Source organism: Pseudomonas sp. ANT_J28 (genome assembly GCF_008370005.1).
Lineage (GTDB): Bacteria > Pseudomonadota > Gammaproteobacteria > Pseudomonadales > Pseudomonadaceae > Aquipseudomonas > Aquipseudomonas frigoris.
Window position 1 is genome coordinate 62,900 of the sequence record NZ_VOBM01000016.1, and the last position, 12,901, is coordinate 75,800.

The window sequence follows — 12,901 nt, forward strand, 5'->3', positions numbered from 1 at the left end:
GAACTCAGGCTTGTTCCGCCGAGCCAGGCACAACAGGCCAAGTGATCTCACTGGGGAAACTGGCCTGTTGCTCGATGCGATTCAACTCCACGCTGTAGAGTTTCCATTCCAGCAATTGCAGTTGCTCTTCATGACTGGCATCGCCGATGTCTTCGGCGTATTGGAGGGGCGTAATGCGCACTACAGCGTCACGAAGAAGAGTATCGCGTTGGGCGAGAATAACTTTTTTGAGATCCATCAACCGGGCCGCTTCATCGACTTGCCACGCGTTATCGATCCACCTGTGAAAACCGCCCGGCCACGGCTGCGCGGTAAAACCTTCCGGCAACTCTCCCAACGTTGTCCATGTTTCCCTGAGACCCGTGTCGGTGCGATAGACATCACCGCGAAAGTCGGCTTGCTGTTGCAAGGCCCCCTTGACATAAGCCCAGGCAAATCCGCCGGGCAGTGGAGAAAGTTCGATACTCAATGCCATAGCATTGCTCGGCAGTTGCACGCCGACACCCGGCACGACCGGAAACTCGACAGGCCCGGACAGCGCACCGCTGTCGTCCATAAGATAATTGAACATGTGTACCTCAGATCAGTTTGACACGGCCGGGATAAGCGATGTTTCGCGGGCGGGTTTCTCCCGAAAAATTGCCGATGTTGCCGATGTAGGTATCGGAATCGAACGCCGGATTGGGGTACGTCGTCGCGATCGTTCCACTGGTTGGGTAAAAATTGACGTCACTTGAAACATTCCAGATGCCATCCGGAATCGCAGGTGCCGGACGAAAGGAAGAACCCGTACTGGTTGGCAGATAGTGGTTATGGCTTTGTAGGGAATGCCCCTGAAGGCTGCCCGCTGCGCGCCCGACATCCAGACCTCTGGACTCATCAAGCACACGCAGAAACTCGCCACGCACTTCCGGAATGCGAAAGTTCAGCGCGCCATCGCCACTGGTCCATCCGCCCTCCCTGCCCGCGCGACCGGCTTCGGTAATCAGTGCCCCGGACGACTGGGCGAAGTCCCACAGCCAGGGCCATTCGCTGCGCAACAACAGACTGCCATTCAGCGCGCCATAACCGCCCGGACTGATCAGCACAGTCGTGTCCAACACCTGCCGCCCGAGAGGGGTGGCATCATACCGCCCGACCGGCCACCAGTTGCCATCACCAGTACTGCGCAAATGCCACCAGTCACCGCTTCCCATCAATACCAGAAAGGGATAGCCGGACGGCGAGAGTTGGGTATGGAATCGAATGCGATCCGTGCCGGCGGCCCGGACGACAAGGCGATTGCCGCTGTTATCCAAGCGACGCAGAATGACGTCGCGCACACCAAGTCCGGCATCGGCCGCGGGCAGAGTGACCGTCATGGCACCGGGGCTGCCGTCGATCAGCACTAAACCGAGTTCTTGCTCACTCAGTGGCTTGGATGTACTGAGCCGAGTCACCACCGAACGGGTCGGGCTGGACCTGCCGACAATCGCCTGAATGGCCTTGAGCAACTGGCTGGTATCCCCTTCAGAGGCAACCAGTCCGCCGCCTTCGATCACACTCACAATCTCTTGGGTAACGCTGTTGCCCCAGACAGCCGGGATCAACGATCCCGGCGTCCCGGCCACGGGGTTTTCATCAACGAACCGGCCATTGACCAGCCCGACGCTGGGGACGCTTTTTGGATAATCCATACGTCTTTCGTTCCTCAGAAATAACAAATGGTCCGTGTCGACGCAGTTAGCGGTGCAATAGCGCCCACGGTTTTTCAAGAAAGAAAAAGGCCCACAAGTACGTGGGCCTGAACAGGGGAGTTGAATGGCGTTTGTCTAGTCAGCCAGACCGCTGACGAACTCACGAATAGCCACCAATGCTTCATCGCCAGCGCTGCGGGCCAGATTTATCTTGCCCTTGGCCGCATGCGCGCGGATTTGTATTTTGGCCTTGAGGCGCAAGGTGCGCAGGGTCAGCAGATTGTCGCTGAGCTGTGCGGCTTTGCTCAGGATCTGCTCAGCGGCCTGCTTTGCCGTCCGGCCTTTAACGACCCATGCGGAGACGGCCATCGGCACGTCTTTTTTCGGGTAACCCGCGTCCTTGTAGGCTTGGGCGGCAACGGTGGCCTGGGCATATTCCATTGCCTTGAGTGGATCACCGGCCAGAGCAGTGCGTGCTTTGTCTGCAACAGCATCGACTTTGGCGCACAGGCGTTCGGTTTCCTGTTGTTCCAACTGGGCGACTTTCGCGGCGTCCAGAAACCATTTGTCACCGTCCCAATCATGGGCGGCAGAAGGCTGTGCAGGACGTAGTCCGTCCTCGAACTGATGAAGCTCTTGAATAACGTTCATCGAATCAACTCCCAAGAAAGACTGACATTGACTGCCGCCGAGAAGTTGACCGCGATTCCAGTGGCGTAATCAGACACGGGGTGGTTCTTGATCCCCATACTGAACAGCAATTCATCGCTGACGGCGCTGGTCGAACCGAGCATGTGTTCAGCCTGATAGGACTGCCACAACGAGCGCAATTGCGAATGGTCGAAACTGGCGGTCAGGGTCGTGACCGTGGCGTCGTTGACAAAGTTATTGGTAAAGATCACGCACGGCATCGGGTTCGTCCAACCACCATCGTGATTGGAACTGGTGGTCAGCGCCGGTGAGAGAAAGCAGTAGTTGCCGCCAACCCAACCCGTTGGCGCAAACGACACCCCGGAGATCTCCGTCGCCGAAGGCGTCGGGTTCCCCACCACCAGACGTGCCGCCCGGGCATGAGGATCCAGAGGCAGGTAAACCACACCGTTGCCGTTGACGGTTTGCGTCCACGCCAACCGGTTACGGTTGTAGATCGGCCTGATGACCGGCACGGAACCCGGCGCAGCCGTCATCACCCAGGCAATGCAGATGTCCAGCGGCGTGGACTGATAACCGCCCCCCGCCCCACCATTGACAGTGCCCCTCAAACCTTCGGGCGCGGTGTCATAGATTGTTCCGCGCTGCATGTAGAACGTCAGCACACCACCGATCACCTGCGCCCGCAGAAAGTAGCTGGAGGCCGGCAACAAATCACTGCTCCACGCTTGGGTGGTAAACGTCCGCGCCCTGCCCAACTGCCCCGCGACGACTTCCTGCCCAATGCTGACCAATACCCCCGCCGGAATCGACACCCGGCCGCCGCTGGTCGAAACTGCCGCCGGCGTCACCGGCAAACGCCCATCAGCCGTCGCCACTGTAGCCGGCGGCAACGACCCAATCGGCAATGCCGAATCCAGATTCCAACCCTTGGCGGACACGCTCTGAATTGCTTGCAGCAACTGGTCGTACTTCGTCTCATCCGGCGTCAAATCCCCGGCCTTGATGACGTTCACGATTTCCTCCGTCACCCCATTCCCCCAAGCCGCCGGAATCAACGACCCCGGCGTCCCGGTCAACGGGTTCTCATCCACAAACTTCCCATTCACCAACCCGGCGCTGGGCACACTTTTCGGATAATCCATTCCTCTACTCCCTAGTCATAATTGATGTGCACCTTGGTATGCGCCGGTGAGCTGCGATGGATTTGGCATTCCAGTGCAGAACCCGGGTTCATGCCGAAGCGTTCGCCCCAATAACTGGCGCCGAAACGTCGGCCCAGCAGCAGGCGGCCACCGGTGTTGAGCGTCCACATGAAATGCGCCTGCCAGGTTCCGAAATGCGCCTGGCCAAACCGGGCCCGTCCCATTCGCGGGACTTCAAGCTCGGTGATGGTGGCGTTCGGGTAACCCTGACTCTTGGCGATCTCGACGTAGTAGCTGATGGCCTGGCTGCCAACAGCGAGCAGTCGCCGGCGTACGGCGAGGCGGCGGTCGTCGAACAGTGGCGTTGCGCCCAGGCACGGGTCGGGCAGGTTCATCACCCGCTCCCAATCCGGCACCAGTTCGCTGACGCCGGCGGGGTCCATTTCGTTGAGCAGGTCGGCGGCGCGAGCGTCGAGGCGGGCCAGTTCCTGGGCGACGCCTTCAAGGACTTCTTCGAGTTCCGGGACCCGCTCGGGGTCCCACGCGGGACCGCTGGGTAGCAGGCTGCGCAGTTGGGCGTGGTATTGCGCGGCGGTTCTGATCACTGCCATACGCAACCTCCGAAGGTCAGCAACTGGTTGCTCGCAGCATCGACGTCGGCGGTAGGCGACTTGAGATCGTGATCACTTTCACCGGTCGCGCTGCTGATGGCTTCACGGATGTGACTCACCAGCAGGGTGTCGCCCAGGCCGCCTTCGCGGTTATGCAGATCGCGCAGTTGCGCCTCAACGGCAGCGCGAACGGCCGTGGTGTCGGGCTTCAGACTCAGTCGGTAAGTCACTGGCACTTGTACCGGTGGCAACACACGCAACTCGGCGGTGACTGGCCGCAGAGGTTCGATGTAGGCCTGGACTTCAGCCAGTTGCTCGGGATTGGGGACGGGTTGCGCATCGTCATCCCGCATGATGTACAGACTGACAATGCCGGGGCCAGGATAGCTGCCGCGACACCAGGCACGGGTCACTCCCGGACATTCGAGCGCCCAGGTTTCGTAGTCTTGCGCCGAACCGCCGTGAGGAATGATCCGGTAAGAACGAATCACCCGGGACCGCAGGGACTCCAGACTTTCCCGAGCAATACCGCCGGTCAACCCCGGCGCCAGCACCGTGAAGCTGTTGCCGATAATGCCCAGAATCGGCTGCACCGGAATCAGCGTCATGCCGGCGTCGGCATTCCCGAGGCTGCCGGCGTCGAGGGCGGCGATGGTGGTGCTGTTCAAGCTATTGCTGGTGGTGCGGGCGGAAGTGACTTTGTAAATGCGACCGTCGTTCGATTGCAGCAGAGTATCGACGTCCAGCACAGCGCCAGCGCTGGCGGTAAAACTGACGCTGCCACTGGCCGATTGCGCGGCTTTGCGCGGCTGGTTCAGACGCAGTGCGGCGATCCGTTCCAGGGTCGACTCATCGGCCTTGTCCGGGAGGATCTGCTCGGCGATCCAGTTCAGATAGCCATACAGGCCATAGGCGGCGCCACCGAGGGTGCGGGCCAGCACTTGCGCATCGGACTGGCGCAGCGAATCGCTGGCCAGGTCGCTTTGGGTGCGTTTGATCAGCACCGGCAGCGAAGGGGTTTCAAACGGCATAGATCACCTGCCAACTGTTATCAGGGTTGATGTCCAGACGCTCGCCGTCGGCCAGGGTCAGGACCGTGCGCAAGTTCAGTCGCTCGGCGTCGAGGCGTTCGCTGATGATGTCGATGGCGCTGCAATGGCCGTCATCGATCAGCCATTGCAAGGCTTCGCGGGCATAGAACTCGGCGTCCATCTGGGTCTGTCGCGTTAACTTGACCCGGCGCAGCAGCCACAGTCGCGATCCGATTCGGTCGTCCGCAACCGTAGGAAAGGTGTCGCCCCACCAGCCGAAACGTTCTGCATCATCGAGGGCATCGTCATCGGCGGCGCGGCGCCAAGTGAAGAGGCTGATCAGCACCGAACGGGTCAATGCGGCGTGGAGGTTCTGGCTGATAAACATCACTGGCCTCCCGCCGGCACGCCGGTCTGGCCGTTGCCCGCCTGCACGCCGACGTGCACGTGCTTGATCTGGCTGATGCCACCGGCAATCTGATCGCCCTGAGAGACAATCTTGCCGGTCTGGGTCATGGTCGGTGTGTCGATGTTTACGGCAGTACTGGCGCGGATGTTCAGGGTGGCGGTTTCGATGTCGATGATCCGTCCACGCTTGAAGTGGATCTTGTCGCCTTCGTCGGTGTAGATCGCCACTTCGCCCTGGGCCAGTGCCTTGAGGCGATAGCGGCGATCGGTGACCACCAGCACGATGGCGTGAGAGCGATCACCGCCCAGAAACGTGGCGATGCCTTCAGCGCCGGCCAGCGGATTGCTGGTGAAACCGTAGGGTTCGAAGTGCTCCATGTCGTCGTTCACTTCGCCGGCGGTGAGGCGCATTTGCAGGGATTGAAGCTTGGTAGCCGAGTTGGCGAGCACGACAGTGCCGCGCGCCAGGAGGCGTGTCAGTAGGCTCATGTTGATTACCTTGTAGGAGCGAGGCTGGCGGGGTGTCAGGTTTTTGGTGGCGCCGGATTTGCATCGAAGGTGTAAGGCGGCGCCACTTGCAGCGTGGTGACCGAGCCCTGTTCGGACAGCGAGTAAGTCACCTTGGAGATCAGCATGTCGTGGTCAAAACCCAATACTTTGTCGATCACCCGCACCAAGGTGTTGTGCTTCCACAAATCACCGTTGGACTGCCGCCAGCCTTGTACCCGATAGGTCGTGGTGCCAGCCTTTCCGACGCGAATACCGCTTTCCCAATCGGCACGTTGCTGCGCCAGTTCCGGGGTCAATTGCGCGCTTTCGCTGATCACGGTGATCCGCTTGCGCCCGATAATCGGGTCGGTGGAAACCCCGGACACTTCGCTCACGGCCGCACCGCTCTTCTCGTCGCCGCCCTTGTGCTGACCGATCACCCGGTACTCGGAGAACACCTGACTGAAGTCCATCGGCGCGTTGGCCGACAGAATGTTCTTGCCCAGCTCAAGCACATCACTGGCTCGCCCACCGCTGCCCGGTCGGGCCAGTACCACCCGACCTTCGGCGTCATCGGTGGAAAACACCCGAAACAGCGTGAGCAAGCGGTCGATCGACTGAAAGACCGTTTCCCCCGGCACGATGGTGTGGCTGCCGAGTCGCGCGGTGTCGGGGATTTCACTGACCACTTTCCCGGCATAAGGCGAGGCCAGCGCTTCGACGATGCTGATTAACGATTGCTGATGCCATTGGTTGGGCGTGTTGATCGCCGCGCAGTCCACCAGGTCCTGAGTCTTCGAACTGCCTTCGATGCTCAGGCTGATCTGCCGCCCGTCATAGCTGATCGGCGCCTTGAACACATACCCGCTGAGCACCAAGTCGCAGCCGATTCGCACTTGGCAAGGCGCACCCGGACGAATGGGGCGGTCGACCGTCTGCCCCGGCCATTGCCAGGTGATGTCGAGTTTGAAGGTGCGGAACTGACGCTCCAGGTCCGCGGTGATTTCAACGCTTTTCCAGCCGCCATACTCCAGACCGTCAACGGTCAGCAACACGCTGTTGTCGAGTTCATTCATGGTCTATTCCCCCAGGACTTTTACGTCGTCCAGCGGGAGAAAACCCGGATGAATAATGCCGTTGCGCTGTAGTACTTCAGCGATTCGCGTGGCGTCTCCACTTTGCTGATAGATCACGACCAGCCCCGGAAGGCTTTGCTTGAAAGACTTGCTGACCAGTCGAACGCCGGACGACGCGACCGCCTTCAAATGCGCCCGAAGGGCCTGGCGCAGATTGCTCATCGCCAGATAGTGCGCGGGGTCCGCCTTGGCCTCGGGCAGCTTGAACACTTCCTCCAGTGCCGCACGCAAAGCCTCTAGATCGTCGACCACCGGAACGTCCTGGTGCGTGGTCGGTTGCACAGCCTGATGCCCGACCGGCAGGTTGGTAACCCGCTTGACTGCCTGCGAAGCCACCGGCATCGACGCGACCCACTGGGCCACTTGCACAATCAAGGTGTCTTGCACCAGATTGGTCAGCGCCTGGGCCGCAGCGGTGGTGTCTTTGCCGGTGGTCAGCTTCGGTGCGTCGGCCTTCTTGATGGCTTCGACCTGTTGGGAGACGTTGGCAATCACGCCACGATAACCTTCACGGGTGAAGTCCTTCAGTTCGTTGATGTCGCCGATCAACCCCTTGAATTCCGCTGCCACGTCCTTGGGCAGTTCCTTGACGGCTTTGACCAGATCGCTGATCTGCTGGTACTCATCGATCAACGGCTGAAGGTGCTGCTGAATCACCTCGTAAGCCTCCTTGATGCTGTTGCGCAGGTTGGCAATGCCGATCCGCGCAGCCTTGATCAAGGTCATCGCGTCTTCGAAACGCTTCACTGCGGAGCCCAGCAAGCTGTCGGCCGACACCAGCAATAGCTTCTGCGTGCTGACCGCCGCCGTCGGAAACGGCACAGGTTGATCGGGGTAAAACTTCAGGGTAAAGGTCACCAGCCCGCCGTCCTGACGAGTGTGGGTCATGTCACATTCGCCGACCTTGACCTGCAGACGTCCGAGCCACGGGTGAACCAGCTCACCACTGCCCTGCTCCAGCGCCTTGAGCAATTTGTCGCGCTGCTCCAGGCAATCGGGGCCAACGATAAATGCGGTCAAGTCGTGAATCTTCGCCTGCAGGCCAAGGCCCTCGAAATACGGCAGATCGCGCTGCGGGTACTCGTGCAACTGGCCCTTTTGGCCGACCGGGTTTTTCGCCTGATCGACCCAGAACCGGACGCCGCGAAACGACGCCGGCATCAAACGATCACGCCAGCTCATTGGAACCTCCAAGGGACAGTGTGCGGTAGCCGATGCGCGAATTGAACGCCAGCGCCGGTTGATTGGTTTGTGGCTGATCGGTGCGCATGCCGGCCGGCGCATTTTCGAAGCGCACGGTCAGGCCGCCTTCGAGTTGTGTGCGGCTGTTGGCGGCGCTCTGTTGAATCAGGGCGCTGGAGTTTTGTGTCAGGGAGCCAGGCTGCATCGAGGGTTTGTGTGGCAGATTGCCAGGCAGCACTGACAGGCTTTGTGGTTGCTCGGTATCGGCACCAAAAAACACCGGCGCAAACTTACCGTTGCCTTCGACATTGGTTTTTTCTTGAGCCTCGGTCAGGCCTTCGACCTTGCCAGTCACGCTGGTGACAAGGCTGCCGAAACCACCGGCAAAGAATTCCTTGATCGGCGCGACGACGCCTTGCAGCTTGTCCCACCATTGGCTGAACCATTCGGTGATCGGCTCCCAACGCTTTTTGATCTCTTCCAGCGGAAACCAGTCAAACAGGCTGCGCAGCGTGTCGTACATCACCAGCGCCGGGACCTTGATGCTGTCCCAGATCCCGGAAAACAGTTCGGTGACCGCGCCCCAACCAGCGATGATCATCTCCCGCGGCGACCAGTCGAACAGGCCGTGCAGAACGTCCATGACCGGCACCGACAGCGCTCTGAGCAAGTCCCAGATGGCTGAGAACAGGCCCGTCAACGGAGTCCAGTTACTGATGATTTGTCCCAGCGGCGTGAACGCAAACATCGTCCTGAAGAACTCGACCATGGGCATCACGACCGGAGAAATCTTTTGCCAGAGCCCGGCGAAGAACGCCGAAATGGGTTTCCAGTTGGCTACGATCAAACCGGCTGCCAGGGCGATGCCAGTGGCAATCAACACGATGGGATGGGTCTTGAGCACCATGTTCATCAGATCGAACACTTGGGTCGCGCCGGTTACGGCCGTTTGCATCGCGGAAAACGCTATGGCACCGGCGGCAAGTCCCTCGATCAGCTTCGGGTTGTCATCAAGCAAGCTGCCAAAGCCAATGAGCAGCGGCTGAAGCCCTGCCGTGACGGTGGCGACGGCGGGTTGTAACGCGGTGTTTGCGGCAGCCGACACCTGCTCCATCGAACGACTGAACACATTCAGGGTTTGCGCGGCGCGGGTCGGTACGCTCGGCACATCGACACCTTTGGCGGCCTCATTGACCTCGGTCAATTGGCCCTTGAACGCAGCGGACGCCTTGATCCCGTCCACGAAGGGCGTGATCACGCTGCCACCCTTGAACAGACCGCTGATATCCAGCTTGCCCAGCCCCGTCTGTTCCAGATGTGTTCTGAAGCCCTCGACCTTCGCTCGAAGGCCGGCGAGCTTGGGGGTCAGTTCATCGATCCCCGTCAGCCGGACCGGTTTTTTATCTTCCTTTTCCATGTCTGCCATCACTGCACCTGCTGCATCGCATTGATCCGTTGCGCATGCTCCAGCGATTCGCGGAGCACATCCAAAGGCCTGGCCATCATCTGTTCGGGGTCAACCTTCCAGAACCAGGCCAGGTCATAGGCGACTGAAATCAGGTCGGTGATGGCTCCGACGCCGCACTCATGAAAAAACTCGCGACAGCCCAGCTCAGCGCGTTGAGATCAGCCAGGTCCAACTGGTTGACCGACGACGGCGGGATGCCTGCGCACACCGCGATGTATTTGGCCGCGACGTCCATGTCGAGGCTGACTTCTTCGCTCTTGTCGATCTTGTACGGCAGCGCCTTGATCGCTCGAACTTCCTGCACCGTTGGACGGCGCAGGTTGAGTTCGGTCAAAGGCTCGCCGTGAGCTTCGATCGCAACCTGAAGCTTCACGGCGCCAGTCATTGCCAGGTCCCCTTGATGCCTTCGAACTTCAGTTCGATGGTGGCGTCATCGCCCTTGGAGACAGGCTCTTCAACCAGGTAGGCGCCGGCCAGTACGTAGACTTTGCCGTTGCTGAATTCGCAGGTGACGGTCATGTCTGAACCTGCGATCAGTTGTTTGAGCGGGAAGTCCGCGGTGTGCAGCGCCGTCACTTTGAACGACGGGGAAATGTCGGTTTCCTTGTAGAAACCCGGTACGACGGTTTCCCGTTTCACAGCCATCAACGGCGCTTCGCAGCCGCCATTGATAGTCAGTTGAGCGCCGTCCACTTTGACGTAGCAGGTGCCCGCAATCAGTTGACCCATGGTGTTTCTCCCTTCAAATAAAAAGCCCACGCGAGGTGGGCTGAAATCACACAGTCAAAGGCAGCGATCAGGCTGCGTCGTCGTACTGCAGACGGAATTGGTTGAGCAGCGCAAACACGCGCAGGCCATTGATGTAATCCGGCGGGAACAGCACGTTGACCCGGCTCGGGTCCTGCACGTCGCGCTCGACGATCAGGTGCTCGGCGAACAGTTCGGCGTTTTCTACGTGGCCTTCCAGTTCGAGCTTGGCGTACTGGGCGATCAGCTCGCCGCGAATCGTGCTCGGGGTCACGATCGGCTGGCCGGCGCCGAAACGGGTGCCGTCAGAGGCCAGTTTGTGGCGACCGTATTTGCTGGTGATCACGCTTTGCAGACGACGCACGATGAAGGCCGACTGGTGCATGGTTTCGCTGTCCAGGTAGGAATTGTCTGCCTGGCCGTAGGCGTTCTTCTGATAGGTGGTAATCGAACGCTGAATGCGCACGTAGCCGCCTTCGTAGTACGCGGTGGCGATCCCGTAGTTGAGCAGCGACTGACGCTCGGTCAGGGTGAAACGCTCGCTGGCCGGTGCCGGGTCGAGACCTGGCAGGCTACCGCTTTGGGTCGGACGGCTGGCGTCGGCGGAGATGAACACCGACGTGCGCGCAGCGAGTGCAGCGGCCTGAACCCAGAATGGTTGTGGTACGCCTGGTTCCAGCGCCTGGATGGTCATGTGCTGATCGTTACGCGCCTGGCCGGCAGCGACCAAAGTACCGATGGTGCCGCGCTTGGCGCTGTAGACATGACCGAACAATTGCTTGGCCCACGACCAACGACCGGTGCTGTCATCCATGACGGCTTGCCAGGTGTTGAGGGTCGACAGGTCCGAGAATGGCATGCAGATGAACTCGAACGGCTCATCGCCCAGCGCCGCCACCGCAGCGACCTGATCCGGCACACCGGCGCCGCCGGTCATGGCGGTGATGGCCGTGGTGAGGCCGGCCGGGGTTTCTTCGCCATTGCTCTTGCCCAGGCGATTGAATTGCAGGCTGATGTCGTTACCGCTGTCGCCAGTCCATTTGGCGCTCAGGGTCACGATGCCTTCAACGGCTGCAGCGCTGACCGGCAAATCCGCCGAGGCGTTGATTTTCAGCGCCAGCGCGGTGGCCGCTTGAGCTGCCGTAGCGCCGTTGACGATGGCCGCTTGAACACGAACGCCACCGACATACACATTGAGCACGCCGCTTTGAGTGGCCGCACCGGTCAGGCTCAACACTCCTTTGGCGATGCTGCCTTCGGTGTTGTGCAGCGGCAGGCACCAAATCTCGCCGATCGGGTCGGTCTTGCGCCAGGTTTCATACATCGAGGCGAGCATCGAGCCCTGGCCGCCAATGCTTTTGGCCAGCGCCACACTGGACACCAACACCAGTTTGCCAACGTCGGCCGGCGCAATGTTGTCGTTGACCTGAGCGACGATCAAACGACGCATGGCCGACGACGCGCTATTGGCGGCCGAATTGTCCATTTCTGCGTAGAACAGCGGCACACGAATGTCCGCGGGGATGTTGCTGAATCCGATCGCCATTATTTGGCTCCCTGTGGTTTCGCCGCTTTCACGGCTTTGGTAGTGATATCGCCATCGGCCAGACGTCGACGCCACCAGGCGTTGTCCGGCACTTCACGGCCCTCGAGGGGCAACAGATCGCCCGCTTCCGGGTCGGGCACGGCACGGCCTGGGGCCGGCAGCACGGTGATGCGTTTGCTCATGGGGTTACGTCTCCAGAGAAAGTCAGTTCCAGGCGTCCGTCGGGGCCCGGGCGTTGCAGATTGGGGTCCGCCGGATCGATCGCATCGACCCGCACGGTGACCCCGGTAAAGGACGACAAGCCGTCCAGTTCACGTTCGTGCCAGCTCTCCGCAGGCTGACCCGGCAGATTGCGGCCGAGCTGGAACTCGGCAAAAAAGCGCAGGCGATACAGCATGCGGTTGCTGTTGATGGAAACCCGTTCGCCGCCGTCATAGGCGATGGCGTCGTAATCACTGCCGGGCTTGAAACCCACCAGCGCCCGCCACAGTTCGGCCCGCAGGTCGTGCATCAGATCCAGCGCTTTTGTAGCGTCGGTGGTGTCAAGCACTAGGGTCACTTCGAAGCGGTCGCGAATGGTCTGCCACGTAGCGTTTTGCGCTGCGTTGGCGCCCGCCAGATCGGCAATCGGCACCACGTAGGCGCAAGGAGTTGAAAGCGGGGTACTGGCTTGTAGCGTGTCAAGGTCGATGCCGGCAGCCACGCGACCGGCGAGGGTTGGGCAGTGATCACGCAGTTGGGTGACCAGTGGGGTGATCTTCATGGTGTTTTCACCGGGCAATAAAAAACCCGCTTGTTGGCGGGTTTGAGT

Annotated in this window: 16 protein-coding genes; all 16 read right to left on the reverse strand. The window is 60.4% G+C overall.

The window, feature by feature from the left end; translation table 11 throughout:
- Positions 1-4 precede the first annotated feature (4 nt).
- Positions 5-571: a tail fiber assembly protein gene (locus FQ187_RS13685; RefSeq protein WP_149629900.1), complete on the reverse strand. Its 567-nt coding sequence runs from the start codon at positions 569-571 to the stop codon at positions 5-7.
- 7 nt (positions 572-578) lie between these two features.
- On the reverse strand, positions 579-1,676 hold the full coding sequence (locus tag FQ187_RS13690) for a phage tail protein (RefSeq protein WP_149629901.1): 1,098 nt from the start codon (positions 1,674-1,676) through the stop codon (positions 579-581).
- Between the two features lie 135 nt (positions 1,677-1,811).
- The gene (locus FQ187_RS13695; RefSeq protein ID WP_149629902.1) at positions 1,812-2,327 is read right to left on the reverse strand and encodes a phage tail protein; all 516 of its coding nucleotides are present in this window, start codon (positions 2,325-2,327) and stop codon (positions 1,812-1,814) included.
- Positions 2,324-3,472: a phage tail protein gene (locus FQ187_RS13700; RefSeq protein WP_149629903.1), complete on the reverse strand. Its 1,149-nt coding sequence runs from the start codon at positions 3,470-3,472 to the stop codon at positions 2,324-2,326. The genes FQ187_RS13695 and FQ187_RS13700 overlap by 4 nt, the downstream gene beginning before the upstream one ends.
- 11 nt (positions 3,473-3,483) lie before the next feature.
- Positions 3,484-4,083 carry a YmfQ family protein gene (locus FQ187_RS13705; RefSeq protein WP_149629904.1) on the reverse strand — a complete coding sequence of 200 codons (600 nt, stop codon included), beginning with the start codon at positions 4,081-4,083 and terminating at the stop codon, positions 3,484-3,486.
- A complete protein-coding gene (locus tag FQ187_RS13710) occupies positions 4,074-5,114 on the reverse strand; it encodes a baseplate J/gp47 family protein (protein ID WP_149629905.1) in 1,041 nt (346 codons plus the stop codon). The genes FQ187_RS13705 and FQ187_RS13710 overlap by 10 nt, the downstream gene beginning before the upstream one ends.
- Positions 5,104-5,502 (reverse strand): phage GP46 family protein, encoded by a 399-nt coding sequence (locus FQ187_RS13715; protein ID WP_149629906.1) that lies wholly within the window; start codon positions 5,500-5,502, stop codon positions 5,104-5,106. The genes FQ187_RS13710 and FQ187_RS13715 overlap by 11 nt, the downstream gene beginning before the upstream one ends.
- Positions 5,502-6,011: a phage baseplate assembly protein V gene (locus FQ187_RS13720; RefSeq protein WP_149629907.1), complete on the reverse strand. Its 510-nt coding sequence runs from the start codon at positions 6,009-6,011 to the stop codon at positions 5,502-5,504. Before FQ187_RS13720 ends, FQ187_RS13715 begins: the two co-directional genes overlap by 1 nt.
- A gap of 35 nt (positions 6,012-6,046) precedes the next feature.
- Entirely contained in the window at positions 6,047-7,087 is a 1,041-nt protein-coding gene (locus FQ187_RS13725) for a phage baseplate assembly protein (RefSeq protein ID WP_149629908.1), read from the reverse strand.
- 3 nt (positions 7,088-7,090) lie between these two features.
- Entirely contained in the window at positions 7,091-8,329 is a 1,239-nt protein-coding gene (locus FQ187_RS13730) for a DNA circularization protein (protein ID WP_149629909.1), read from the reverse strand.
- On the reverse strand, positions 8,316-9,755 hold the full coding sequence (locus FQ187_RS13735) for a phage tail protein (RefSeq protein WP_149629910.1): 1,440 nt from the start codon (positions 9,753-9,755) through the stop codon (positions 8,316-8,318). The genes FQ187_RS13730 and FQ187_RS13735 overlap by 14 nt, the downstream gene beginning before the upstream one ends.
- 130 nt (positions 9,756-9,885) lie before the next feature.
- Positions 9,886-10,182 carry a phage tail assembly protein gene (locus FQ187_RS13740; RefSeq protein WP_046054588.1) on the reverse strand — a complete coding sequence of 99 codons (297 nt, stop codon included), beginning with the start codon at positions 10,180-10,182 and terminating at the stop codon, positions 9,886-9,888.
- Positions 10,179-10,526, reverse strand: a complete 348-nt coding sequence (locus tag FQ187_RS13745; RefSeq protein WP_129441663.1) for a phage tail tube protein — start codon at positions 10,524-10,526, stop codon at positions 10,179-10,181. The genes FQ187_RS13740 and FQ187_RS13745 overlap by 4 nt, the downstream gene beginning before the upstream one ends.
- A gap of 67 nt (positions 10,527-10,593) precedes the next feature.
- Positions 10,594-12,090, reverse strand: coding sequence for a phage tail sheath subtilisin-like domain-containing protein (locus tag FQ187_RS13750; protein ID WP_149629911.1), 1,497 nt, complete (start codon positions 12,088-12,090; stop codon positions 10,594-10,596).
- Positions 12,090-12,272 (reverse strand): DUF2635 domain-containing protein, encoded by a 183-nt coding sequence (locus FQ187_RS13755; protein WP_003198311.1) that lies wholly within the window; start codon positions 12,270-12,272, stop codon positions 12,090-12,092. Before FQ187_RS13755 ends, FQ187_RS13750 begins: the two co-directional genes overlap by 1 nt.
- Positions 12,269-12,853 carry a hypothetical protein gene (locus FQ187_RS13760; RefSeq protein ID WP_149629912.1) on the reverse strand — a complete coding sequence of 195 codons (585 nt, stop codon included), beginning with the start codon at positions 12,851-12,853 and terminating at the stop codon, positions 12,269-12,271. The genes FQ187_RS13755 and FQ187_RS13760 overlap by 4 nt, the downstream gene beginning before the upstream one ends.
- Positions 12,854-12,901: the final 48 nt, after the last annotated feature.